28 protein-coding genes are annotated in these 24,953 nt (G+C 61.8%); 16 read left to right on the top strand and 12 right to left on the bottom strand.

Features of this window, described 5'->3' with window-relative positions:
• The first annotated feature begins 143 nt into the window (after positions 1 to 143).
• The 4 genes from NKH31_RS16085 (at position 144) to gcvH (ending at position 5,630) form a co-directional block, all read left to right on the top strand.
• The gene (locus tag NKH31_RS16085; RefSeq protein WP_254862804.1) at positions 144 to 1,811 is read left to right on the top strand and encodes a S8 family serine peptidase; all 1,668 of its coding nucleotides are present in this window, start codon (positions 144 to 146) and stop codon (positions 1,809 to 1,811) included.
• Between the two features lie 366 nt (positions 1,812 to 2,177).
• The gene (locus NKH31_RS16080; RefSeq protein WP_254862803.1) at positions 2,178 to 4,049 is read left to right on the top strand and encodes a S8 family serine peptidase; all 1,872 of its coding nucleotides are present in this window, start codon (positions 2,178 to 2,180) and stop codon (positions 4,047 to 4,049) included.
• A 94-nt stretch (positions 4,050 to 4,143) separates the two neighbouring features.
• A complete protein-coding gene (gene gcvT, locus NKH31_RS16075; RefSeq protein WP_254862802.1) occupies positions 4,144 to 5,253 on the top strand; it encodes a glycine cleavage system aminomethyltransferase GcvT in 1,110 nt (369 codons plus the stop codon).
• Entirely contained in the window at positions 5,253 to 5,630 is a 378-nt protein-coding gene (gcvH, locus tag NKH31_RS16070; protein ID WP_254862801.1) for a glycine cleavage system protein GcvH, read from the top strand. The genes gcvT and gcvH overlap by 1 nt, the downstream gene beginning before the upstream one ends.
• A 66-nt stretch (positions 5,631 to 5,696) precedes the next feature.
• On the opposite strand, the gene NKH31_RS16065 is transcribed toward gcvH, so the two are convergent.
• Entirely contained in the window at positions 5,697 to 6,407 is a 711-nt protein-coding gene (locus NKH31_RS16065; RefSeq protein ID WP_254862800.1) for a helix-turn-helix domain-containing protein, read from the bottom strand.
• Positions 6,408 to 6,600: 193 nt separating this feature from the next.
• Here NKH31_RS16065 and NKH31_RS16060 point away from each other — a divergent pair, with 193 nt between their 5' ends.
• Both NKH31_RS16060 and NKH31_RS16055 read left to right on the top strand, forming a co-directional pair.
• A complete protein-coding gene (locus tag NKH31_RS16060; protein WP_254862799.1) occupies positions 6,601 to 7,266 on the top strand; it encodes a metal-dependent hydrolase in 666 nt (221 codons plus the stop codon).
• An 85-nt stretch (positions 7,267 to 7,351) separates the two neighbouring features.
• A complete protein-coding gene (locus NKH31_RS16055) occupies positions 7,352 to 7,846 on the top strand; it encodes a GNAT family N-acetyltransferase (RefSeq protein ID WP_254862798.1) in 495 nt (164 codons plus the stop codon).
• Between the two features lie 26 nt (positions 7,847 to 7,872).
• On the opposite strand, the gene NKH31_RS16050 is transcribed toward NKH31_RS16055, so the two are convergent.
• On the bottom strand, positions 7,873 to 8,622 hold the full coding sequence (locus NKH31_RS16050) for a competence/damage-inducible protein A (protein WP_254862797.1): 750 nt from the start codon (positions 8,620 to 8,622) through the stop codon (positions 7,873 to 7,875).
• An 83-nt stretch (positions 8,623 to 8,705) separates the two neighbouring features.
• Between NKH31_RS16050 and NKH31_RS16045 the strand changes: the two genes are divergently transcribed.
• From NKH31_RS16045 to NKH31_RS16015, 7 genes are all read left to right on the top strand, one after another.
• The gene (locus tag NKH31_RS16045; RefSeq protein ID WP_254862796.1) at positions 8,706 to 10,181 is read left to right on the top strand and encodes a replication factor C large subunit; all 1,476 of its coding nucleotides are present in this window, start codon (positions 8,706 to 8,708) and stop codon (positions 10,179 to 10,181) included.
• A gap of 112 nt (positions 10,182 to 10,293) precedes the next feature.
• The gene (gene hisC, locus NKH31_RS16040) at positions 10,294 to 11,433 is read left to right on the top strand and encodes a histidinol-phosphate transaminase (protein WP_254862795.1); all 1,140 of its coding nucleotides are present in this window, start codon (positions 10,294 to 10,296) and stop codon (positions 11,431 to 11,433) included.
• Positions 11,430 to 11,948, top strand: a complete 519-nt coding sequence (locus NKH31_RS16035) for an adenylate kinase family protein (protein ID WP_254862794.1) — start codon at positions 11,430 to 11,432, stop codon at positions 11,946 to 11,948. The genes hisC and NKH31_RS16035 overlap by 4 nt, the downstream gene beginning before the upstream one ends.
• Positions 11,945 to 12,559 carry a CDP-alcohol phosphatidyltransferase family protein gene (locus NKH31_RS16030; protein WP_254862793.1) on the top strand — a complete coding sequence of 205 codons (615 nt, stop codon included), beginning with the start codon at positions 11,945 to 11,947 and terminating at the stop codon, positions 12,557 to 12,559. Before NKH31_RS16035 ends, NKH31_RS16030 begins: the two co-directional genes overlap by 4 nt.
• Before the next feature lie 164 nt (positions 12,560 to 12,723).
• Entirely contained in the window at positions 12,724 to 13,281 is a 558-nt protein-coding gene (locus NKH31_RS16025; RefSeq protein ID WP_254862792.1) for a multiprotein bridging factor aMBF1, read from the top strand.
• Positions 13,282 to 13,386: 105 nt separating this feature from the next.
• Positions 13,387 to 14,031, top strand: a complete 645-nt coding sequence (gene tpiA / locus NKH31_RS16020; RefSeq protein ID WP_254862791.1) for a triose-phosphate isomerase — start codon at positions 13,387 to 13,389, stop codon at positions 14,029 to 14,031.
• 144 nt (positions 14,032 to 14,175) lie between these two features.
• A complete protein-coding gene (locus NKH31_RS16015; protein WP_254862790.1) occupies positions 14,176 to 14,787 on the top strand; it encodes a toll/interleukin-1 receptor domain-containing protein in 612 nt (203 codons plus the stop codon).
• Positions 14,788 to 14,886: 99 nt separating this feature from the next.
• Here NKH31_RS16015 and NKH31_RS16010 read toward each other — a convergent pair whose 3' ends face one another.
• Positions 14,887 to 15,543 (bottom strand): J domain-containing protein, encoded by a 657-nt coding sequence (locus NKH31_RS16010; RefSeq protein ID WP_254862789.1) that lies wholly within the window; start codon positions 15,541 to 15,543, stop codon positions 14,887 to 14,889.
• Between the two features lie 174 nt (positions 15,544 to 15,717).
• On the opposite strand from NKH31_RS16010, the gene NKH31_RS16005 reads away from it, so the two are divergent.
• Both NKH31_RS16005 and NKH31_RS16000 read left to right on the top strand, forming a co-directional pair.
• Entirely contained in the window at positions 15,718 to 16,146 is a 429-nt protein-coding gene (locus NKH31_RS16005) for a DUF3054 domain-containing protein (protein ID WP_256547899.1), read from the top strand.
• Between the two features lie 211 nt (positions 16,147 to 16,357).
• A complete protein-coding gene (locus NKH31_RS16000; protein ID WP_254862787.1) occupies positions 16,358 to 16,585 on the top strand; it encodes a DUF8015 family protein in 228 nt (75 codons plus the stop codon).
• Positions 16,586 to 16,706: 121 nt separating this feature from the next.
• Here NKH31_RS16000 and NKH31_RS15995 read toward each other — a convergent pair whose 3' ends face one another.
• Genes NKH31_RS15995 through asd form a run of 3 tightly spaced genes read right to left on the bottom strand, consistent with a single transcriptional unit; the run spans position 16,707 to position 19,514 of the window.
• Positions 16,707 to 17,528, bottom strand: coding sequence for an enoyl-CoA hydratase/isomerase family protein (locus tag NKH31_RS15995; protein ID WP_254862786.1), 822 nt, complete (start codon positions 17,526 to 17,528; stop codon positions 16,707 to 16,709).
• Complete coding sequence (locus NKH31_RS15990) at positions 17,521 to 18,426, bottom strand: 3-hydroxyacyl-CoA dehydrogenase family protein (RefSeq protein ID WP_254862785.1); 906 nt, start codon at positions 18,424 to 18,426, stop codon at positions 17,521 to 17,523. The genes NKH31_RS15995 and NKH31_RS15990 overlap by 8 nt, the downstream gene beginning before the upstream one ends.
• 53 nt (positions 18,427 to 18,479) lie before the next feature.
• A complete protein-coding gene (asd, locus tag NKH31_RS15985) occupies positions 18,480 to 19,514 on the bottom strand; it encodes an aspartate-semialdehyde dehydrogenase (RefSeq protein WP_254862784.1) in 1,035 nt (344 codons plus the stop codon).
• A 270-nt stretch (positions 19,515 to 19,784) separates the two neighbouring features.
• Here asd and NKH31_RS15980 point away from each other — a divergent pair, with 270 nt between their 5' ends.
• Entirely contained in the window at positions 19,785 to 20,060 is a 276-nt protein-coding gene (locus NKH31_RS15980) for a hypothetical protein (RefSeq protein WP_254862783.1), read from the top strand.
• 116 nt (positions 20,061 to 20,176) lie between these two features.
• On the opposite strand, the gene NKH31_RS15975 is transcribed toward NKH31_RS15980, so the two are convergent.
• From NKH31_RS15975 to cofD, 6 genes are all read right to left on the bottom strand, one after another.
• Entirely contained in the window at positions 20,177 to 20,368 is a 192-nt protein-coding gene (locus tag NKH31_RS15975; RefSeq protein WP_254862782.1) for a 30S ribosomal protein S17e, read from the bottom strand.
• A 119-nt stretch (positions 20,369 to 20,487) separates the two neighbouring features.
• Positions 20,488 to 21,453 (bottom strand): hypothetical protein, encoded by a 966-nt coding sequence (locus NKH31_RS15970; protein ID WP_254862781.1) that lies wholly within the window; start codon positions 21,451 to 21,453, stop codon positions 20,488 to 20,490.
• Positions 21,454 to 21,562: 109 nt separating this feature from the next.
• Entirely contained in the window at positions 21,563 to 22,237 is a 675-nt protein-coding gene (locus tag NKH31_RS15965; RefSeq protein WP_425492326.1) for a DUF447 domain-containing protein, read from the bottom strand.
• A 5-nt stretch (positions 22,238 to 22,242) separates the two neighbouring features.
• Positions 22,243 to 23,133, bottom strand: coding sequence for a triphosphoribosyl-dephospho-CoA synthase (locus NKH31_RS15960; protein ID WP_254862780.1), 891 nt, complete (start codon positions 23,131 to 23,133; stop codon positions 22,243 to 22,245).
• A gap of 28 nt (positions 23,134 to 23,161) precedes the next feature.
• Entirely contained in the window at positions 23,162 to 23,926 is a 765-nt protein-coding gene (locus NKH31_RS15955) for a tRNA-dihydrouridine synthase (RefSeq protein ID WP_254864829.1), read from the bottom strand.
• Between the two features lie 15 nt (positions 23,927 to 23,941).
• Positions 23,942 to 24,934, bottom strand: coding sequence for a 2-phospho-L-lactate transferase (gene cofD, locus NKH31_RS15950; RefSeq protein WP_254862779.1), 993 nt, complete (start codon positions 24,932 to 24,934; stop codon positions 23,942 to 23,944).
• Between the last annotated feature and the right edge of the window lie 19 nt (positions 24,935 to 24,953).

Raw genomic sequence — 24,953 nt, 5'->3', positions numbered from 1 at the left:
TAAAGACTGTAGGCGCACTCGGGGCGTTCGCTGGGATTGGGACAACCGGTAGCGCTGGCGCGAGCGGAGAAACGAAGGAGATTATCGTAAAACAAGCCAACGTTGCGGGAATCGCCGACGTTAAATCGACTGTCACGACGAACATGCCGTCACAGGCGAATGTCGTCCACGAAAACGACGTTCTCGGCTACGTCGTTGTTGAGGTTCCGATCCCTGAGGTGGGAACCGCAGACGACGCCATTTCGACGCTCGAAGCCCAATCGGCCGTCGAGTACGCCGAAGAGAACGTGACCTTCCACGCACTCGATACGGCGAACGCGAACGACCCCGGGTTCGACCAGCAGTACGCTCCACAACAGGTCGACGCACCTGACGCCTGGAACACGACGCAGGGCGAGGATACGCTCGTCTCGATCGTCGATACGGGTACCGATTACAACCACGAGGATCTCCAGGATCGATTCGGATCTGACCCCGGATACGACTTCGTCGGGGGGACGAACGATCCGGCACCGCGTGCATCGTCGGAGAGCCACGGCACGCACGTCGCCGGCTGTGCCGCGGCGACGACCAACAACGGCGTCGGTATCGCTGGCGTATCTAACGCACAGTTGATCGCCGCTCGGGTTCTTGGAACCGACGGGAGTGGTAGCCTGTACGACATTGCCGACGGTATCCAGTGGTCTGCCGATCAGGGAGCCGACATCATCAACATGTCGCTCGGTGGCGGTGGCTTCACCGACCTGATGAACGACGCGATCAACTACGCGTTCAACAGCGGTTCGTTGCCGATCGCGGCGGCCGGCAACGACGGCGGTCCGGTGAACTACCCGGCTGCCTACGACAACTGTGTGGCGGTTTCCGCGATCGATTCGAACTACAACGCGGCGAGCTTCACGAGTCGCGGCTCCAACGTCGACGTCTGTGCGGGCGGTGTTAACGTGCTCTCGGCCGTGCCGAACGACGGCTATCAGGAGATGTCCGGAACGTCGATGGCCTGTCCGGTCGCGGCTGGCGTGGCCGCCCTCGGTGCGTCCGCCCACGGGCTCACGGGTAACAGTCAGGACCCCGGGCAGCTCTGGAACCTCCTGACGAGTACGGCGGAATCGGTCCAGGGTCTCCCCGCCGATGTCGAGGGAGACGGTCTGGCCAACGCGGCGAACATCGTTGACGGCGGTGGCGGCGATCCACCGGACGAGCCGACGGCCGTCATCGATGTCAGTACCACCTCGCCCGAGGTCGGTGAGACGGTCGATCTCGACGGGACCGGTTCCTCGTCGCCGAACGGCCAGATCACGGACTACCAGTGGACCGCCGATCCCGGCGGATCCGTGAGCGGTCCGACCGCGTCGTTGACGCGAGACGAGGAGGTGGCCATCGATGTCACGCTGACGATCACGGACGAGGCAGGCGGCACGGATAGCGACACCGTCACGGTCGACTTCGGCGGCGACGGAGACGCACCGGGCGAGTGTGGTGCGGAAACGAACACGGCCAGCGCCGAGGGCGAACTCTCCGACGGCTGGTGGGGCAACCCGAGCGACTCATACACCTACTCGCTCTCGACGGCAGACCCGTGTGCGGCGACGGTCACGCTCGACGGACCGTCTTCGGGCGCCGTCTTCGACCTCTATCTGACGCTCGACGGTCGAGAGCCGTCGACGTGGGACTACGACGAACGATCGTACAACTGGGGTGCCGACGAGGAAATCCAGGTCGATCTCGACGGCAGCGAGACTCTCGGCATCCTCGTAGACCGCTACGACGGCAGCGGCTCCTACACCCTCACCGTCGAAGAACTCGGCAAATAAGCTGACGAACAGCAAATTCATATTTCCGTGATCGATGGGTCGGTCGCTCGTGACTGAGACAGTGTTCGGATTGTCGCCGCGACCGTGGTTACCTAGGATCGACGACGGGTTCGATCAAACCGGATGCTTGTATCGGGCCAAAACCACCGACCACATTCGATTTTTCGTCCGGATTGTTGGCTCTATAACGAGCGTCACGGTTGGGTGACGGACCGAAAGTTCGTTGTTATTGTTGGGACGTAGAGTACTACGAAAATAATGAGGGCAAATTTCAACCAAGGCTTTTAGAAATATTGTCTGCAGTTAGATAAATTTGAACGAGCTAGAATAATTATTTATACTTTGTACTGTGAACAGATTAATGCGATGTCCGACCATCGTCCCACAACGACAGATCGACGTACCATCCTGAAAACAACCGGTGCAATCGGTGCTCTCGCCGGCGTAGGAGCGGTTACTTCCGCCAGTGCGAGCCGCAACTCCACGGAGATTATCGTCTCGAAGAACGATCGGGTCAGCATCTCCGACATCGAGTCGACGGTCGAAACCGTCCTTCCGAACGACGCGACGATCACGCACCGCAACGACGTTCTCGGCTACGTGGTAGCGGAGGTCCCGGAGAGTGAATACGGGGTAACCGTCGACCTGGTTTCCACGCTCGAAAGCCGATCGGAGGTCAAGTACGCCCACGAGAACGGTACGATGTACGCGCTCGAGTCACCGCTCTCGCCGAATTTCAGATCCCAGAACCAGCCGAACGATCCTGGGTGGGATCAGCAGTACGCTCCGCAGATGGTGAACGCACCGGACGCGTGGAACGTCACGCACGGCGAGGACGCCCTCATCTCGATCGTCGACACCGGGACCGACTACGACCATGAAGATCTACACGCGGGATTCGGATCCGATCCCGGTCACGACTTCGTCGGGGGAACCAGCGACCCGGCTCCACGAGCCGCGTCGGAGAGCCACGGCACGCACGTCGCCGGCTGTGCCGCGGCGACCACCGACAACGGCGTCGGTGTCGCGGGTCCGTCCAACGCGCAACTCATCGCCGCCCGTGTGCTCGGAACCGACGGTAGTGGAAGCATGTACGACATTGCCGACGGAATCCAGTACTCGGCCGACCGAGGTGCCGACATCATCAACCTATCCCTCGGTAGTCCGTCACCCTCGCCCGTGACCCAAGAGGCGATGCAGTACGCGCTCAACCAGGGATCGCTACCGATCGCCGCGGCCGGAAACTCCGGCGGGTCTGTCGGTTACCCGGCGGCCTACCCGGAGGCTGTGGCCGTCGCCGCGATCGACAGCAACGGCGATCCGGCGAGCTTCACGAGCCGTGGACCTGAGATCGCCGTCTGTGCACCCGGTGTCGACGTTCTCGCACCGGTTCCGTTCGGAGACAGTTACGACCGATTCTCTGGAACATCGATGGCGTCACCGGTCGCCGCAGGTGTCGCCGCACTTGGAGCCTCCGCGCACGGACTCACCGGAAATAACAAGGACCCACAGCAGCTTCGAAACCTGCTCCGCGGGACCGCCGACAGCATCGGCCTTCCAGGAAGCATCGAAGGAGACGGACTGGTCAACGCGGCGGCGATCGTCGACGGAGGCGGCGGTGATCCACCGGAAGAACCGACCGCGGTCATCGACGTCAGTACCACCACGCCCGAGGTCGGCGAGACGGTCGACCTCGACGGGACAAGCTCCTCGTCGCCGAACGGCTCCATCGATGAGTACCACTGGAATGCACAGCCCGGTGGGGAAGTTACCAGTCCGACCGCGACGCTGACGCGAGACGAAGAGATCGCCGTCGACGTCACGTTGACGGTCACGGACACGGCCGGCGCGTCGGCGAGCGACACCGTCACGATCGTATTCGGCGGTGACGATGACGACGATGATCCGGAGCCCGGCGAGTGTGGCGAAGAGACCAACACCGCGAGTGCGAGCGGCTCGCTCGACGGTGGCTGGTACGGTGACACCGACAACTACACCTACGACGTCAGCACGGCGAACCCGTGTGACGCGACGGTCACGCTCTCGACGAGCGAAGACTTCGACTTGCTCGTCACGACCGACGTGCCGACACAACCCGCTCGGAGCACGGCTGACACAGCCAACGCGGACGAGATTACCGTCGACCTAGACGGCGTAGATAATCTCGGAATCGTGGTTCGTGCCGGATACTTTGCGAGCGGCGAGTACGAGCTCGACATCCTCGAACGCGGCAAATAAGGAACCGTAACCGGTTTCGATTTTTTTTTTGGCCAGCAGCCGTGGCGTTGCCCGGACGAAAAGACATTACTATACACGTAGCAATCGCTCACGTATGTCGCTTCAGTCACCGCCATTGCGCGGGGTCCACGACGACAGGGGTGCCACTTTTACCGAGTTCGGCGGCTGGGAGATGCCGGTCGAGTTCGACGGGATCCGCACCGAACACGAAGCCGTCAGAGACGATGCCGGGGTGTTCGACGTCTCTCACATGGGTCAGATCGAGGTGCGCGGACCGGACGCCCTCCCGCTGATGAATCGACTCACGACGAACGACGCCTCTCGACTCGATCCGGGCCACTCTCAGTACGCCGCGATCACCGACGAGGATGGAGTCATGATCGACGACACGGTCGTCTACCGCTTACCGGATCGCGACGGTGAACGCGTCTATCTGTTCGTTCCGAACGCGGGGTCGGACGAGGCGATGACCGAGCGGTGGGAATCGAGCCGTGAGTCACTCGACCTCGACGCCGCCGTCGAGAACGTGACCCACGAGTACGGAATGATCGCCGTCCAGGGGCCGAATACACCCGATATCGTTACCGACGCGGTCGACGAATCGGATACGGTTGCGGCGCTGGATCGATTCACGGCGACGGACGCGACCGTCCGGGGCGTCGAGTGTTGGATCGCTCGAACGGGATATACGGGCGAAGACGGATTCGAACTCATCTTTCCGGCCGACGATGCGACCGCGGTCTGGGACGAGTTCGTCCCGGCCTGTCAGCCCTGCGGACTCGGCGCGAGAGACACGTTGCGTCTCGAAGCGGGCTACCTACTCTCCGGGCAGGACTTCGACCCCGACGACAATCCGCGGACGCCGTACGAAGCCGGTATCGGTTTCGCCGTCGCGCTCGAGACGGATTTCGTCGGTCGCGATGCCCTCCAGACGCAGAACGAGGACGGTGTCGACGAGAACCTCGTCGGGTTCGGGCTCGACGAACGCGGTATCGCTCGACACGGGTACGACGTCGAATCGATCGATGGTGACGTGATCGGAACCGTGACCAGCGGGACGATGAGTCCGACGCTCGATCGGGCGATCGGACTCGCCTACGTTCCGGTCGAGTACGCCGATCCAGGCACCGAACTTTCGATCTCCGTGCGAGGTCGAACGAAAAGAGCAAAGGTTGAACCCATCCCATTTATCGATACAGTATAATGAGCTTCGACGTTCCAGCGGACCGACAGTACCTCGAATCGCACGAATGGGCGGCCGAATCCGACGGGACGGTTCGGATCGGCATCTCGGATTTCGCCCAGGACGAACTCGGAGACGTCGTCTTCGTCGAACTGCCACAGTCCGGAGAGACCGTCGAAGCCGACGACAATTTCGGCGTAATCGAATCCATCAAAGCGGTGTCCGACCTGTACGCGCCGGTCGGCGGAGAAGTCGTCGCCGTCAACGACCGGCTGTTCGACGAGCCGGAACTCGTCAACGACGACCCCTACGGTGAGGGCTGGATGATCGAACTCGAGGCGACAGACGAATCCGAGTCGCTTCTCTCAGCGGACGAGTACGAAGCACAGATCGCGTAATCGTTCTGTGTGGTGGTGTCTTCACACCGCGTTCGTAAACGGTGGTTCAACCGCCGTCGACATCGTTCACTCGATCGTTCCCAGTTCGTCGAGCATCGAGTCGATCGACATCGTGGTGACGGCGAGCGAGTAGCCGTCGATTCGCGCCAGGTCGGCTGCGTGATCCCAGAGGTCGGCTGGTTCGATGCCGTGTAAAATAACCGCGTTCGGGGTCGGGTTGACGACTCGAAGGGCCACGAGTGGAGACTCTCCGCGCGTAACACCGGTGAACACGAGCGCTCGATTGGTCGATTGTCCGTAGAGTCGAATAAACTCCTCACTCGAGAGTCGTGTGATGGCCCGAATACTGTCGATGACGGTGTGGCCGCTGATGCGGTCGTGGTTTCCGGACGTAATCTGGGTGGCGTCGACCCGTCGAAAGACCTCCGCGATCGGACGGGCGGTGGCGTACTCACGGAGATCGTAGACGACGTCGCTCTCGAAGCCGGCCGAGAGCACGCGCCCGTACTGTCTGATGCGTTCGCCGCCCCGGCGCTCGTCGATCGAGAGCAATCCGGTAACGAGTCGCCGGACGACGCCGATTCCCGGACTCTCCCGGCGACCGCTCTCGTAGTCGGAGATGACCGACGAGGAGACGTCGAGTTCCTGGGCCAGTCTCGTCTGTGAGACGTCGAAATCCGTTCGCCACTTTCTGAGAGTCGCACCTGGATCGCTACTCAGCGTTATCTCACCGGCGATCTTTTCAGCGAGTGCCTCTCGAGTGGCTCGCTCGGCCATACCGCGACCGACGAACGGCTGTCGCAAGTAGCTACCGAAGCCACGAGGAGCTGACTGATACAGTACGGACGTGACGTTCGGCTTGACGAATTTCCTCGTCGATCGCAGTCGATGACGACGGACACGATATGGACCATATCCTGACTGTCTTCGCACACGAACAGCCAAGGGTGTCCCATCCGTACTGTGTTCCATGCCTTCGACCGTGGTGCACGTCGGGTTGGCGGGGCTTCTGGGGATCGCTCTTCTGGGCGATCGATTCGATACCCGGGCGATCGTCGTCGTGATGGCGGCGACGGCCCTCATCGATCTCGATACGCTCGTCGGGATCTACTGGCAGGGTGCTCATCGGGCGGTGTTTCACAACGTCTTCGTCGTGTTGATTCCGGCGATCGTCCTCTACTGGGACGTCAACTGGCGAGAAACGTCGTTCGTCCGCTCGCGATGGGGCGCGTACGGCTATCACGTCGCCTGGGTGACGCTGGTTTGCGTGTTCGTCGCTCACATACTGCTCGACGCGTTTTACAACGGCGTCGCGCTGTTCTGGCCGCTCGATACCACCTTTTACGATCTTTCCGGTGAGTTCTACCTCTCGAATCACGACGGAATCGTCCAGACGTTCGTCGAGATCTCGACGAACGACGGATCGCCATCAGTTGACGACTCGAGCGTGAGAGGAACGACGGCCGATACGCACTACTACACCGGATTCGATCCCGGGCCCGACGCCGAGCCGGATACCGAACGTATCTTCCCCATCGCCTCCTCCGGCGAACTCTTCGTTACCGCGCTCGCGGGCTACCTTGCGGTCGGGTATCGCGTCTGGGATGATCTCCGATCTCCCGGTGAGGACGAGTGACCCGCTGGATCGGACGCGCCGGCGTTCGCCCACGTGACCGGGTCGAACCGTAACCTCGAAAGGCGACTCGACCGAACGTCGAGCAATGACTATCGACGTCAGACCCTATCGGCCCGCGACCGACGAGGCGGCGCTCTGGCGCATGAAGGAAGCGTTCGAGCGGGAACTGGGATCGAAGACTGGCGGAGCAGACAAACGCGAAACGTACGAGGCGAAACTCGATGCCGATTACCGGGCCCGATACGGTTCGTGGGTCGACCGATGTCTCGCCGACGAGCCGGACGCGATCACGGTGGCCACCGACGGAGCGGAGCCGGTCGGGTACGTTTTCGTTCTCCCGGAAACCCTCTCGATGATCTGGGACGCCGGTGTGTTGAACGAGATTTACGTCGAGCCCTCCTATCGGGGAACTGGCGTCGCCGATCGCCTGATCGAGCGCGCGATGGACGTCGTCAGGTCCCAGTCGCTCCCGATCGATCGACTCGTGCTGGACGTCGATCCGGACAACGATCGGGCATACGAGTTTTACCGCAGACACGGGTTCGATTCGTGGGGCGAGATGGTCGCCGTAGAACTGTAGACGCCACATTGATTCTGACGGTACCGTCAACCGCCTTCCGGTGGTTCGTCGACCGTTTCCACGTTCGACTCGATCCACTCGATGGCGTCGTCGATCGATTCCCGGTCGGACCCGGTGACTCGAATCCGACCCGGCGATCTCTCCGTTCCCGGATAGCTACCGACCGAGACGTCGAATCGAGCTCGAACGGCTTCGAGCAAATCCGACAGTGCCCCCTCCGGAACGGGCGTGTGGACGGATCGGTGTCGAACGTCACCGCCGAATTCGTCGGCGACTGTAGCAAACGCCGCTCTAAGTTCAGCCGGAATCCCCGGGAAGACGTACACACCGTCGACGACGACCGATGGCGCCCATCCCTCGTCCGTCGTGATCGTTCGGGCGCCAGACGGCACGTTCGACCGCTCGATAGCGTGTCGCCCAAGGTCGTATTTTTCGGCGAAATCAGGGCGCTGTTCGCGGAGGCGCTCTCGGTTGGTTCGCTGGTGCGCTCGAACCGAGTCGTCGACGCGGAGCGGTCGATCGAGCGCCGACGCGACCGCGTCCATCGTCACGTCGTCTGGCGTACCCCCGAGGCCGCCGGTGACGATGAGGGCGTCGTACCGATTGCCCAGGCGACGGACCTGTCGCTCGATCACGGTTCGTTCGTCGGGAACGGTGACGATCCGTCGAACTCGCCCGCCTCGATCCGTAATCTCGCGGGCGAGCCACGACGCGTTCGTGTTCGTCGTCTCCCCGGCGAGGAGCTCGTCCCCGACCGTCAGGATGGCTACGTCCATGGCTATCGCTAGCGCGCGAACGAGCCTATACTCCGCGCTCGGCTCCGCAACCACTAAACGCGACTCGTCCCAATCTGTCCCCAATGAGTGACTGGACCGAGAAGTACCGTCCGACGACGCTCTCGGCGGTACGGGGAAACGACAAGGCTCGTGATTCCCTGCGCGAGTGGGCTGAAACCTGGGAGGACCACCGAAAGGCGGTGATCGTCCACGGCAGTCCGGGCGTCGGGAAGACGTCGGCGGCACACGCACTGGGCAACGACATGGACTGGCCCGTGATGGAGTTGAACGCGAGCGATCATCGGGGAAAGGACGTGATCGAGCGCGTCGCCGGCGAAGCGTCGAAATCGGGCACGCTCACCGGCGGGACGGGCGGACGACGGTTGTTGATCTTAGACGAGGCGGACAACTTCCACGGGAACGCAGATTACGGCGGTTCGCGCGCTGTCACTGACGTCGTCAAGTCCGCCGATCAGCCGATGGTACTCGTGGCCAACGAGTTCTACGACATGAGCAACTCGCTCAGAAACGCCTGCGAGACGATCGAGTTTCGAGACGTCGGCGCTCGATCGATCGTTCCGGTGCTTCGAGACATCTGTCGAAAAGAAGATATCGAGTTCGAAACGGAGGCCCTCGAGGCCATCGCGCAGGGAACGAGCGGCGACTTGCGTTCGGCGGTCAACGACCTCCAGGCGATCGCCGAACGCACGGAACGGCTGACGCGCGAAGACGTCGTCACCGGCGAGCGCGACCGGACGGAAGGGATATTCGAGTTTCTCGACACACTGATCAAGGAGGCGGACGCCGAGGCTGCGTTGAAGGCTTCGTACGACGTCGACGAGACGCCGGACGATCTGATCAACTGGATCGAGGACAACGTTCCGAAAGATTATCGCGGCGGCGAACTCGCGGACGCGTACGGCTACCTGGCGAACGCCGACCGCTGGCTCGGACGCGTCCGGTCGACGCAGAATTACTCGTACTGGCGATACGTAACGGACAATATGACGGCCGGGGTCGCCGCCTCGCGACGCGAACCCAAGGGTGGATGGACGCGCTACGGGCCGCCCAGTTACTGGTCGAAACTTGGCCGAACGCGAAGTAGTCGCGACACCCGGGACTCGATCGCAGAGCGGATTGCCGAACGCGAAGGAACGAGCGTCGCCACCGCGCGGAACGAACTCCTTCCGTACCTCTCGACGATGACCCACCACTGTCGAAATCGTGATCTCACCGTTCGAATGACTGCGGCGTACGACCTCGACGCGTCCGAGGTCTCGTTCGTCACCGGAAGCGGAGCGGAGACGAACAAGGTGGAAAACGTCGTCGACGACGCTCGCGAGCGACGTGAGGAGGCAACCGTCGAACACTCCGGCGACGCCTTCCTCGACGCGGTTCGGACGGACGCCGACGGCGAATCCGACGATCGCGAGACCCTCGGTGACGCTGACTCGGATGACGCGGACGCGGCCACGAACGACGACGGTGTCGAGGACGATTCGACGGCGAACGGCTCCGGGGCTGACGACGACCAGTCCGGCCTCGGTGATTTTCTCTAAGGGCCAATCGTCTTCGAAGACGGCGAGACCGCCGAGGCGTTCCACCAGCGACCGACGCCGCTCGACGCGTGCATTGCGGATTCCTTAAGAGTCGGCGGTGAAAGTCTCACGTATGCAGCCACGAGACCTCTCGACCCACGCCACGTACGAAGCGGGTCGGGGAATCGAGGAGGTCGCGCGGGAACTCGGTCGCGACCCGGACGAATTCGTGAAGCTGGCGTCCAACGAGAACCCGCACGGACCGTCGCCGCGGGCCGTCGAGACGCTCCGTGAACACGTCGAGAACGTTCACACGTATCCGAAGGCCGCTCACGCCGATCTCACCGAGGCGATCGCCGAGCGATGGAACCTGGATCCGTCCCAGGTATGGCTCGCGAACGGCGGAGACGGGGCCATCGATTACCTCTCGCGGGCGATGCTCGAACCTGGCGATCGGATCCTGGTTCCGGAACCGGGATTCGCCTACTACGCCATGAGCGCGCGATTTCACCACGGTCGCGTCGAGACCTACGCGCTGGAGCGAGAAACTGACTTCGCACAGGACGCGCCGACGGTGCTTTCGGTGTACGATGGCCACCGGATCGTCTATCTCACCAGTCCGCACAATCCGACCGGGTCGACCATCGCGCTCGAGGACGTCCGCGAGATCGCGGCGGAGACGGACGACTCGACGCTCGTCGTGGTCGACGAAGCGTACGGCGAATTCGCCGACGTCTCGAGCGCCCGTTCGCTCATCGCGATCGAGGCAAAACCCGAAGGCCGTGACGACGTCGCGGTGCTTCGGACCTTTTCGAAAGCGTTCGGGTTAGCCGGGCTCAGACTCGGATACGCCCTCGTTCCGCCCGCGTGGGCCGACGCTTACGCCAGGGTGACGACGCCGTTCGCGGCGAGCGAACCGGCCTGTCGCGCCGGGCTCACGGCGCTCTCCGATGACGAACACGTCGCCGAGACCGTCGAGTCAGCGCGCTGGGCACGGGCGTACATGAACGACCACCTCGACGCGCCAGTCGTGGCGGGTCAGGGTAACTTCGTCCTCGTCACGGTCGGAGACGCGAGTGACGTTTCAGACCGGTTGCAATCGCGGGGGATCATCGTCCGCGACTGTACGAGTTTCGGCCTCCCCGAGTACGTACGTATCTCCTGTGGGACCGAATCGGAGACCAGACGAGCCGTCGCCGCGCTCAACGAGGTTCTCGCCGACCGTCCGCCGTCTGACACTGACGAATCCGACGACGGGGTGATCGACTCGTGAGGGTCGCGATAACGGGGACGCCTGGAACCGGTAAAACGACGGCGACGAAACTGGTGCACGGCCGTCTCGACGAATACGACGTCGTCCACGTCAACGACGTCATCGAGACGGAGTCTCTGTATACAGATGTCGATGAAGAACGTGACAGCGTCATCGCCGACATTCCGGCGATCGAACGCCACCTCGATGGACGGGATGACGTCGTGTTCGAATCTCATCTGGCCCACCACCTGCCGGCCGACCGCGTCGTCGTCCTTCGGTGCGCGCCAGCGGACTTAGAAGCGCGGTTAACGGACAGGGGAGAATCCGACGCCAAAGCCAGAGAGAACGCCGAGAGCGAGGCTCTGGACGTAATTCTCGCGGAGGCGGTCGATCAGCACGGGTTCGAGGCGATCTACGAGATAGAAACGACCGACGCGCCACCGGAGGCGGTCGCCGACGAAATCGAGGCCGTGATATCGGGTGAGCGAGCGCCAAGTGCGGGCGACGTAGACTACGTGGGGTACCTCGCGTGACGCTCGATCAGTTGCGGCCGTACGTTTCGGGGGCGATCAAGCCCTTCGTCGTCGGATTCGACCGCATCGGGTTCTCGCCGGACGGCGTGAGTGTCGTGGCGTTTCTCATGGCCGGCGGAGCTGCGGGTGCGTTCTACCTCGGCGGCGTCGAGGCCCACTGGTGGTACGGCGTCGGTGCGTTCCTCGTCTTTTTGAACGGCTGGCTCGACGTCGTCGACGGTGCGCTGGCTCGCAGACAGGAGGTCGCATCGGCGAGCGGCGACCTCCTCGATCACGTGCTCGACCGATACGCGGACGTGGTGATCATCGGGGGCATCGCCGCCGGCCTCGGGGAGTACCTGCTCGGATTTCTCGCCGTCACCGGCGTTCTCCTGACGTCGTACCTCGGCACGCAAGCGCAGGCGGTCGGCCTCGATCGGGTGTACGGCGGCCTGGTCGGCCGGGCGGATCGCCTCGCGATCATCGGCATCGCCGGGTTCGTCGTCGTGGCTATCCCGACGACCTATCGCGGCTTCGATCTGATGGGCTGGCTGCTCGTCTTCCTGGCCGTCGTCGGCCACCTGACGGCCGTTCAGCGGTTCTACTACGCCTGGCGAGCGCTTGACGATTGACGTCGCCTGATGCATGGGTGGAGCGGAATTGACCGTTTTTCGCCGTGTCTGTTCTCACCCCGAACCGAATGCGGTCGACTTCTTTCACTCGAGTATTTCGGTCGGTTCCGGTCGATTGGCACCCGGGCGCATCCTTTATCTGGGGCGACGATATACCAACACGTATGGTTCAGTGTGAGATGTGTGGCGCCGAGACGGGCTCTCCGAGGAAGATCAAAGTCGAAGGCGCGAAACTGGACGTCTGTTCGAACTGCACCGATTTCGGTACCGAGGTGCAGACGCCGGGGTCGACGTCGAGTACGTCGACGAAGTATTCGACGAGTTCGAGCGGCGGCGGTCAGTCAAACAGTTCGTCGAGTTCGACGTCGGGGTCCGCCGGTACGGGAGGCGGCGGTCGCTCCGGCGGTAGCTCGTCCCGATCCGATATGTTCGACGAAATGGACGAACTGGCCGCAGACTACGACGATCGGATACGGTCGGCTCGCGAAGACGCTGGACTCAGCCAATCTGATCTCGCAAACGAGCTAAACGAAAAGGCGAGCCTCATCCGCAAACTAGAGCGAGGTGAAACGTTGCCGAGCGATCGCGTCCAGTCGAAACTGGAGCGATACTTCGACGTCTCGTTAACCGGCGAGCGGGACGCTCCGGACGATACCGAGTGGGAAGGCGGCTCCTCGACCGGCAGTTACACCCTCGGTGACGTGGTCAAACGGAAAGACTGAGCGATCACGGTAGCGGCTCACCATTCGGAGTACCATTCGATCGCTGCTAGCGCCGTCGGTGGAAAACTCGGAATCTTTTTCCTGCTTCCGGGGCGCTGATGGAGTATGTTCGTTCTCGTCAACTGTAAGACGTACCCGTGTGATCCGATGGCTGTCGCTCGGGCGGCTGCCAGGGTGGAAGATCAGACCGACGCGAGACTCGCTATCGCGCCACAGACACCATCACTGGCCGATGTTTCTGAGACTGGCGTCGAAACCTGGGCGCAGCACGTCGATCCGATCAAGCCCGGAAGTAACACCGGCTCGACGCTCGCCGAATCAGTCGCCGCGGCGGGAGCGGCGGGGACGCTGCTCAATCACTCCGAACGGCGGCTGAAACTGGCGGATATCGATTCTGCGATTCGTGCGTGTCAGCGCACAGGACTGGAGACGATCGTCTGTGCGAACAATCCCGCTCAGTGCGGTGCGGTCGCGGCGCTCGGTCCGGATTCGATCGCCGTCGAACCGCCGGAACTCATCGGAACGGGGACGCCCGTGAGCAAGGCAGATCCGGACATCGTCGAGGATGCGGTCGCCGCCGTCACCGCCGTCGATGACTCGATCGACGTGCTCTGTGGAGCCGGGATTTCGACGGGGGCGGACGTTATGGCAGCTAGCGAACTCGGTGCAGATGGCGTGTTACTCGCGAGCGGTGTCGCGAAAGCGGACGACCCGCAAGCGGCGCTTTCTGGCCTCGTAGACCCGCTGTAACCGCGCCACAAATTTGTACAGTTCACTAACCGATAACGAGTTGCAGTAGCGATCAACCACGACATTTGCTAATTATCGTAACAAAGGAGCACCAGAATGTAGATACATTAATAACGCTCTGCACGCTCTCTAGACCAACTGACGATGACCGGTGAACAGGTATTCGTTTCACACGATCCCGGGGACCTAGCGTTAGTTCAGGAACTCTTTTCGACGATCAAGAATTTCCCGTTCGGGGTCCACCTGGCACTCGAAGAGATCGAATCCGGTCGGAGTCGCGAGCGGTTGGAAGGCAGATTGGCAAACAGCGACATCGTCGTCGCCGTTCTCACCGGTGAGTCTGAGAACAGTAAGTGGATCAACCAGGAGATCGGCTACGCCATCGCGAAGGGCATCCCCGTTTTGCCACTCTACGACACCGAGAGGCGGACCGGCGGATTCGTCGACGGAGTCGAGGGAGTCACGATCGATCGAGATAATCCGTCGTTCACCGTTTTCAACTTACTCTGTCGACTCCGCTCTGAGCTGGCACCACTCGGTGCGCTATCGGTACCGAACTGGTACATAAGATTCCCCTGCACACTCGCCGATTGTGGCCACCCTGTCACCCTGGATCTGGAACTCGGTCAAACGAAACTGTGGAAATTACACAAACACGGAAAGTTACTCGAAGCGACGTGTGACGTCTGTTCGTCGACGTACTACTTCGATCCCGCGACGATCGGCTTCGTCAGACGCGAGGATGGCTCGCCGTAACATCGGTTTCACGAATAGTACGCTGGTCTGAGAAGGTTCGAGTCCCAGCGCTTCAATGACTGGATAACCGGCTACCCCACCGGTCGACGGGTCTGACACTCACGCGAGGCGATCGTAGGCCGCTTTGACGAGTCTAAACGCCTCGCGACTACCCGTCTTTCGGTCGGGGTGTGCGTGTTTGATCTGGGTGAGAAACGCCTGACGGATGGTTCGGTCGTCGGCACCGTGGTCGATGCCGAGTATGTCACGAGCCTCGGTCTTTCGCATTTTGACGTCGAGTACGATTCCCTTCGAATCGGCGGACGACTTACACGCGTTACAAAGTTCTTCGGTGCGTTCGTCGAGCAAGGTGACGCGATAGAGTTCCTCGTCACACCACTCGTGACACTGGCTACAGAGGTTCTTACGCCGAGCGATCTCGGTCGTCTCTTCGGTTCCGGCACGTGTCTCTTCGCTGTATGACGTATTTCCTGGCACCTCACGGATGCAGGTTGGACACACCGTAATGACGGTCCCGTCGGTGAGAACGACGTCCGTTAACGAACTCGTCTTGAATTCTTCTCTACAGCCGTCACACTGATCGCGATTGGTGTCGAGCTCTTCGAGTTTTTCGGCGGCGGATCGAGCGTGCGGTTCACACTGTGGACAACAGGCCAGTGCGTTTCCATCGGGCATCGAGACGGTTCGGAGCTCGCCGACTGCCATCGTCCGATCACAGCCATCACATCCTTCACGTCGTTCGTTTGCGACACCCATCTGGTAAACCATACGAGCAGGTGATATATTAGTTCTACCCTCTGTTGCTGGCAACGCCGCGTGGAAACATCCAGGAGAACGATCGATGACCGCGATGAGAGTGCTGTTGGGGTGTTGTTCGTCGAGAGATGGAATCCGGGAGACTCATAGCGCCTTCGAACAATACGAACGTCAATGGCGTTCTCACCAGGTCGATCTTCGACGGTTCGACGAGACCGGCATCTACGTCTCGGTCTCGATCTGATCGCGATCACCGGTCTCGTACTCGTCGGACAATATTCGCACGGAATGTCGCCCGTCTCCGCACCGATAGACGCTGCACGAGCCGTTGTACCTTTTCTCGTCGCCTGGCTGGTGGTATCGTCGGTCGGTGGGCTGTACGAGAACGATTCACCGCAACGCTCGATAAAATACCTCGGCTGGCTGGCGATATGCTGGCTCGCGGCGGCAAATCTGGGCTTTCTTCTTCGAGGGAGTCCGTTTCTCCCGGGCGGCGTTCCCTGGGAGTTCACCGCGGTCTTTACCGGACTCGGACTGTGTTTCCTCCTCGGTATTCACGTTGGGTACGAATTGTACCGATCAGTGGTGGCGACCGAGGGCTAGGTGTCGGTCGGTACCTCCCGCAGAAGCGAGACAGCCATCTGGCGCTCCGGTCAGTTCGAACTCACTCACCTATCCACTCCACAATCGAGAACTCAAAACCAACGCGTAAGTTATCGACATGTTGTACCCCAAATACCCGTGCGAGACGCGTCAAGTACCAGCTGATTATGGGAAATCATTATATACCTGTTTCCCGTAGTATGCAATAGATATGGCTCACTATTACGACATCGTCCTGACGCTCATCCCGGCGTCGCTGCTCGGAATTGCGACCGTCCTCAGCATCGTCGGCATTCCGACGTCGATCGCCGTTCCCATCGGGGCGCTAGTTGCCTCGGTGCTCATCGGACACGCGATGTTCGTAAACGGGCCGAAGGAGACGGTAGACGACGTACCCGCCAGCGCCAACACCAGTTCACATCCGGTATCCGCCGATTGAGCCATCGGCACCGTCAGGACCAGCCGCTTCGTTGTTTTCGTTCGTATCGTGTTGCGTGTCTCCGATACCGACCGTCAAATTGACGCTGTAATCGACGATCAGGTTCCCACCGTCGGTCTGCTTATCTCCCTCGCCACTCGGGGTCTCGATCTTCGAAGAATGCGTCGATACCCTCGTTCTTATCCTCGGTCGCGAACAGCTGGACGAACAGCTCCGTTTCGTACTCGATACCCTGGTCTAACGGATACCGGGCGCTCGCCCTGATGGCTCGCGTCGCGTATTCGAGTGCGAGCGGGCTGTGCTGGGCCATCGATTCGGCTAGGCCGTAGACTTCGTCGTCGAGTTCGTCCGGCGAACAGACGGTTTCGACCAGTCCGATCTGTGCCGCTTCCGTCGCGTCGATCAGCTCTCCCGAACAGATGAGCCGCATCGCCTGGCCCTCTCCGATCAGACGAGGCAGTCGTTGTGTCGCACCACCGCCGGGGATCAATCCCAGCGATATCTCCGGTTGACCGAGCTTGGCCCGTTCGTCGGCGATTCGAACGTCACAGGCTGTCGCCAGTTCGCAGCCGCCACCCAGCGCGTGTCCGTTGAGACGGGCGATGACGGGAAGATCGAGTTCGTCGACGTATTCGTATACCCGCGGCGGCGTGCTTTTTTCTCGTTGATCGACCAGTCCTCGCTCGCGCAACTCGGCGACGTCCGCGCCGGCGACGAATGCCTTGGCGTCGTCCGACCCGGTAAGTACGAGAACGCGCACGCGATCGTCAGATTCGAGACTCGCCAGTGCGTCTTTGAGTTCGTCTCTTACGGCGGCGTTCAGCGCGTTTCGGGCCTCGGGCCGATCGATCGTCACCGTAGCGACGTGTTCGGCGTGGTCGCCGATCGAGACCTCGATCGTCTCGTAGGACCGTTCGAGCACGTCACTCGATCGATCACTCATCGGCGTCACCCCCGACGGTTCCGGTGATGGAATCGCTTACCCCGACGATTTCCCCATCTTCCCACTGATAGAACCCCTCGCCCGTTTTCTTCCCGAGGTGGCCGGCACGGACCTGTCGTCTGAGCAGCTGTGGCGGTCGGAATCGCTCGCCGAGTTCGTCCCGAAGGTGTTCGAGTATGTCCAGGCGTACGTCGAGGCCGACGACGTCGGTCAACTCGATGGGGCCCATCGGGTGGTTGTACCCGATCGTCATCGCCCGGTCGATGTCTCGCGGACCCGCCACGCCAGTTTCGAGCATGCGGATCGCTTCGACTCCGAGCGCGATGCCGAGTCGTGACGAAGCGAACCCAGCCGTGTCTTCGACGGTGATCGGTTCCTTACCCAGTTCCTCGACGAACGATTCGGCGAACGCGACCGTCTCAGGTGTCGCCTGGCCCGGAACGACGATCTCGACGAGATCCATCAGGTGAACCGGGTTGAAAAAGTGCAGCCCGATTGCCCGCCCGGGCGTGTCCAACACGTTCGAAATCGCCGTCACCGAGAGCGAGGAAGTGTTCGACGCGATGATCGTCTCGTCGGCAACCGACGGTTCGATTTGTGCGAACGTTTCACGCTTCAACTCGAGGTCTTCGGGAACCGCTTCGATCACCACGTCCGCACCGTCGACGGCCCCGGCCAGATCCGTCGTTCCGTCGATTCGATCGAGCGTCTCACGACGCTCCGACGGGGTTACTTTCTGCCGGTCGACGCCTCCCTGGAGCGTCTCGGCGATCGCATCGATTCCGTCGTCGACCAGTTGGTCGTCGAGATCACGAATGCGCACTTCGTTCCCGGCCTGTGCACAGACCTGGGCGATTCCTCGTCCCATCGTTCCGGCACCGAGTACGGCGACTTGCATATGCTGATGTGTCACGGGCCACCGATTAAGCCGTTCGGTCGACGATGATCGCGTTACAGATACCCTTCTTTGAGCAACAACTCCCCGTTGAGGACGCTCGCACCCGCGGCTCCGCGGATGGTGTTGTGAGCGAGGCAGTTGTACTGGATTCCGAACGTCGATTCGCGAATGCCCCCGACGCTGATCGCCATCCCGTCGCCGCGATTCCGATCGAGGCGCGGCTGGGGTCGATCCGGCTGATCCAGGACGTAGATCAGCGGATCAGGCGAGGAATTGAGGGGAAGTGACGGGTAGCGTTCCATCGCCTCCCTGACGTCGTCGACGGTCATTGACTCTGTCGTCTCCACCCAGACGTTCTCCAGGTGACCGTCGAGTGTCGGAATCCGATTACACGAGGCGCCGACGTCGACTGGATCGAGACTGAGCGACGATCCGTCGAACGAACCGAGGAGCTTTCGCGACTCGGATTCGAGCTTCGACTCCTCACCTCCGATGTGTGGTATCGCGTTGTCGATGATCTCCATCGAGGAGACGCCGTCGTAGCCGGCCCCGGAGACCGCCTGGAGTGTTGCGACGTGAACGCGTTCGACGCCGAACGCAGAGAGCGCATCGAGCGTCGGAACGAACGTGATAGTCGAGCAGTTAGGATTTTTCACCAGGGCGCCGTCCCAGCCGCGCTCGTCGCGCTGGATTTCGAGTAGCTCTATGTGATCGGCGTTGACTTCGGGAATAACGAGCGGCACGTCCTCGGCCATTCGTTCGTTCGATGAGTTCGACGAGACGAGATACCCCGCCTCGCAGAACGCCGATTCGACCGTCGAGGCGACGGACGATGGCAACGCGGAGAACAGCAACTCGACGTCGTCGGAGACTGCGACCGGCTCGGTCGGAGATACCATCATATCGGCGACGGATTCCGGCATCGGCGATCCGGTTCGCCACTTGGCGACGGATCGATAGGCGGAATCGGCACTCGATTCACTGGCGGTCAGGGCGGCAATTTCGAACTGGGGATGGGGCGCAAGCAACTCGACGAGACGCTGTCCAACGGCGCCAGTCGCCCCCAGTATTCCAACACGTACGGTCATCGAATTCGTCTCGGACACGGCCGAGGAAAACAGTTTGGGTGCATGCAAATGTGGGCTTTGGCCATCGTCTCGCATGGGTCGTGGCTGTCAGAACCGAGTTCGTTGGACTGGGGAGTCGAGCAGCGAACGACCGCTCGTAGTGCGGTGGCCCGTTCGCGCTTGAAGATAGAAGAGATTAAGCGCCGGGAGCCAAATCTCCACGCAACGACCGTAATTCCGACGGTGAATCGCTCGGGTTCGCCAGCGGAGTTACGTCATCACTCACCAACTATGTTCGAGAAAGTCACTGATCCGGTCCGCGATACGTTGCTGGAGGGCGCGATCATCAACCGACTCTTGTTGATCGCAGGAGTCGTACTCATCCTGTACGCCACGGCGGAGATACTGATGGTGTACATGGACATCTGGAACCAGTTAATCCCAGCCGACCCGTACGACCCACTGCAACCCGTCCTTCGTAGTTTCGCCGCGGCGATCGTCGGTCTCGCCGCGTTCGTCCTGGCAGTAGTCATGGACTTCTCCTGGAATCCGGAGACGACGCACTGACCGATCGCGGCGAGTCTTTCTAGCTTGTTCGTTACTCCGCTACCTAGGAACTAGACCGACAAACAATACGGACACTGTCGTCACCGAGTGGGTAAATCGTATCCAGAAGAACCCGATCAGGCCGCGACGGGCGTTCGGTTCTTACGCGTGACGTAGCCCGCAACCCGGTTTCTCACGCCTTTCGATTCGATGTTGGTGAGTTTCGTGACGCTCTCTTTGTTCTGTTCGAAGTCGTCCGTGAACGCCTCCGGGTAGCGCTCCAGCAGGAGCGTCGCCGTCTTCTTCACGTAGGCGGGTTTGATGGCCATACCAGTCGTTCTGACGTCCAGCCCTTAATAGACACCGTTTCGCATCGGTCGGTCGGCCGACGCCGTCGACTGTGCGTACTCCTAACGCCAGCGTGGCGAGCGAGAACCGATCGCTCCGGTTACGCCGTCGCCGGCGTTTTCCGGTCTTCATCGGCTGCATCCGCTTCGTCCGCTTTGGCCAAGAGTTCGCTGAATCGGTCTGATCGGTTTGCGATCGAGTCGAGCGTCTCGCTGTCGGGCGTGCTATCGCGCTGTTCGATGAGGAAGGTCGTTATCACGACGGTTTTGACCCACGGTTTTAGAAACCCCGTGTAGAAGACGAGCGCGAGGGCCACGACGATCACCCAGCCGAGCGCTTCGTAGGTTGGAGCGAGCCCACCGAGGACGGATGCCAGCGGCGTCAGCGCGAGTAACGCAGCGATGGTGACGAGATACATGGCGATCACGATAGCCATCGTTGTCGCCAGGACGGGTTTCCACTGTTTCGCGTAGAGAACCAGACCGTCTCGGGCGGCACGCCAGCTGTTCGTCTCGTCGCTGATGAAGATGTACGCCAGGATCGCCTCGTCGATGTACGAGACGGCGATCGCAATCGCTCGCTTTGCCATTCGAATCAGCTGACCGATGGCCCCGGTCGTCGGTAGTAGCCTGCCAGGGGAGAAGATGCCGTTGTTGAACTGCTTTAAGACGGCTTTGACGAGTTGATCGAGCGCGAACAAGCCGCTCGCCTCCGCAAACCGTTCTTTCACCGCGTTCTTGCCGAACGAGAGCTGATTTTCCGGAACCGTTCCAGTTTCGACGATGTGGGCGATGACGGCGATGTGTGCGGCTTTGACCAGATAGAGGACGTACCGGCTAACGAGTCGGAGGATTCCGACGAACAGGCCGAGCGCGATGATGAGCCCGATCACGGCGATCCAGGTCGAGACCGCCTCGGCATCGAGTAGGCGAAACGCGACGAAGCCGATGACGCCGAAGTACACGATAGCGAACACGCCGAGTAGCGCTCCGACGAGAAGCCGTAGTAACACGAACGGCATCGTCTTGAAATACACGCTGGTTGCTTTGCCGATGTGAAATACCATGCTACCGAACTGAGCATATGAGTGAAATACGTGTCGATAGTTCGTGTTGTTGATGCATCAACACGGTCGGCCTGAACTCAGTTCAGGCGGCGCAGACGTCGGGTGCGTGTTAGCACTCGTCGTCTCTTTCGTCGACGCGAGCGCGCAATCGCTCGTATGCGCGCCTGGTCCGTGAATTGCCAGTTCGGTCGACGATGGCCCCGGCCCGTTCGATGATCGCCAGCCCGCACTCGGCGTCGTACTGCGGTAAATCGAGTCTCGAGGCGGCGACGCTGGCTTCGACCACCGCCCCAAACGCGCGCGAAATCGTCGGAACGCGCCGATTCCTGACCGACGCGGAGTCCGGATCGAGTCGCCAGCGAACCCACTCCGTGCCGTGTTCGCTGCCCAATTCGATCGCCGTCGGTTCGACGCGAACCCAGGCGTCGGCGCCGTCGAACACTGGATCGTCGAATTCGACGATGGAGAGCGCCGCGTCGACGAAAACGATCGGATCGGTACTGAACTGGACGTAGCCGAGTCCCGTCCGTTCGAAATTCCGCCTCGTTCGCGTCGTCCCCCAGGTCGTCGCCGTCACGGGCGACCCGCCGAACAAACCGAGCGGTGCCATATTCCACCGATCGTTCGGTCCGCGCGTCGTCACGAGCGACTCTACCACGCCGGAGATGGCAACCGGCCACTCGCCGTCGTTCGTCGAGTCGTCCCCGTCCCTCGCCCGCTCGTCGCTCGAGGCAGTCGGGTCGAACGAGTCGAACGACGCTTCGACCCGGTCATCGTCTTCGATATCGGTCACAGATCGATCCCTCCTCGTTCGAGCGCGATGAAGAGACCGGCGGCGGTTATATCTGCCGTCGTCCCGGGATTGACCCCTCGGTCGACGAGTTCGTCGGCGAAGGCACAGACGGCTTCTCGATCCGTTTCGAAGGCGTCGCGTGCGACCAGTTGTGTGGCGCGCTCGCTGACGTCGGCCGCGACCGATTCATCGTGTGCGGTTGCGACGAGCGTGTCCGGTCGGTCGGCGAGGAGTTCGAGGTAGACGCGGGCCGCCCGGTCTGAGAGCGTTCCGTCGACGGATTCGAGTCGGTCCGCGGCGGCGAACGATCGGTCGTACCCGCGGACCCACTCCCTGGCGACGTCGTCGCCGGGAACGCCGAGTTCGAGGATCGACCGGAGTGACAGGCCGCGTTCGCGGACGGCGGGTATAGCCGCCGAACCTCGACGAACGTCGAGCGCCGACGCGTGTTCGGGTGGATCGGAGACGCGTACGTCGACGTGATCGAACGCCCGATAGAACGCCGCCGCATCGTCGACCGTCGTGTCGGCGGTGACGCGGTCGACGGCTTCTCTGCTCAGGGTAGTCCGGGCGGCGGAGACGAGCGGTACGAGCAAAAGGAGCGACCCGAACTGCGTGTTTTCGCCGCCGTTTTGCGCCATTCCCTCGACGGCGCGCTCGAACGACCGACCGATCGATTCACCGGCTTCGGCCAGTTCGAATCCGGGTCTCGCACCGACCGCGCCGGCGAGAAAGTGCTCGAATCTGAGCGAGCCGAGGTCTCGCGACCGATCGACGTTTCCGGGTTTTGGCGTTCCGGAGACCTCTAGCAACAACGCGAGTTGCGCGTACGCTGACGGACGAACGTGATCGACCGCGTGTTCTCCCTCTCCGACCGACTCGTCCATACGTACTCTCGTGGCCACTGCGCCTTAGCTATTGTTCGGACGACACCGGTGACGCTTCGGTCGATTCGTACGCGGATTCGACCGCTTGAGACACGACCTGTCGAAGGGCAGGATCGTCGCTCGGGCGGCCGATACTGACCGCGTCAGCGCCGTAGGAAACGTATTCGGCGACGCTTTCGATCCTCCGAACGCCGTTGTTGGCGATTACGAAGAGATCCGTCGCGGACGAAACGTCCTCGATGACCGCCGGCGAGTCCATCGCGTCGACGTGGATGAACGAAGCGCCAGCGTCGTCCACTCTCCGGGCGGTCGACGCCAGATCGACGCCGGACACCTCCGCTCTCACTTTCACGCCGACGGGCGCGCCACTGTCGCGACAGCGCTCGACGTACGCGGCGAGTCTGCTCGTATCCCGGAGCAACGTCTCGCCACAGCCGATGGCGCACAGTTCCTCCTGTCGACAGTGGGCGTTGATCTCGAGCAGCGCTCCGTGAGCGTGACAGCGCTCCGCGACGGCGACGATAGCCTCGACGTCCGTCGAGCGGACGTTTACGCCCGGTCGGATAGCGACGTCAGCCAGCGCCTCTAGCTGGGTGTCGACGAACGAAATCGGATCCTCGGGGAGAAACTCGGAGCGACCGCGGGCGACCAGGTCGCGAGCCGCGTCGCGGGATCGATCACAGAGGGCGATCCCGCCGAGGAAGGCCGCCCCGGCCGCAGTTGCACCCGCACGCGCCCAGGCCGCGTCTGACTCCCCGCTGAGACTTGCGAGCGCCAGCCGCGGTTCGAACAGCGGTTCGGTCACGGTTCACTCGACCAGGTCGATGGCTCGCGCGATGGCCGCTACCACCCGCTGTGCGTCCGCCGGTGAATCGATCGTGATATCGGTTTCCACCGTGGGTCTGTCGAGCGACGCGTCGTCCGTTTCGTCGATCACGAACGCGTCGGCGAACGGATAGACCGATGCGAGTCCCTCAGTGCTCGGCGGAGCGCCGACGGCGTCCATCAGCGTCCCGGCGGGACCCGAGAACGCGTCCGATCCGACGAACGGAGAGACCGCGACGACGGGCGTCTGGGCGAGCGCATCGCCAACGCCCGGGAGCGAGAGCATCGGCCCGATACTCGTTACGGGATTCGACGGGCCGACGACCACGACGTCAGAGAGCGCGTCGAGAACGCCAGGGGCCGCAGTAGCGTCGGCCGACCCGCGGAATTCGACGTTCTGGACTGACGGTTCCCCGCCGCGAGCGACCCAGAACTCCTGAAAGTGCATCGTCCCGTCGTCGGTGTGAATCAGCGTCGAAACCGGATCGTCGCTCATCGGTAAGATGTCGATCGTGATGCCGAACGCGCGGGCGATCGCTTCGGTGGCCTCGGAGAGCGTCTTGCCCTCGTCCAGCAGGCTCGTCCGAAAGAGGTGAACCGCCCGGTCGCGGTCACCGATCGTCATGAACTCGCCGACCCCGGAGAACCGTCGCCAGTTGGCGATCTCTCGACCCTGCGTCTGTCGTTCGTCCGGAAGATAGGTCGGTTCGCGCGTCCGACCGGCGGCGTCCGCGAGCTCGGTGAGCGTCTCGTGGGTCCGGTGGGTGTCGTTTTCGATCCCCCACCAGGTCTCTCGATCGAGAATCCCACCGCCCTGAAAGAGAAGCGTATCGACGTCTGGAGAGACGAAGAGTCCGCCCAGTTCGACGTCGTCTCCCGTGTTCACCACCACTGTCGTTTCGTCCGGCGTAAACGCCGCTGTCGCCCCGTCGAGCACCTTCGGCGTTCCCGTCCCGCCCGAGAGGAACGTAACCATGGTCTGGAATTTCGTCGGT

It is taken from the genome of Halovivax gelatinilyticus (assembly GCF_024300625.1).
GTDB classification, from domain to species: Archaea; Halobacteriota; Halobacteria; order Halobacteriales; family Natrialbaceae; genus Halovivax; species Halovivax gelatinilyticus.
Note: the sequence above shows the minus strand (reverse complement) of the source record. Positions and strands in the feature narration are given on the sequence as shown.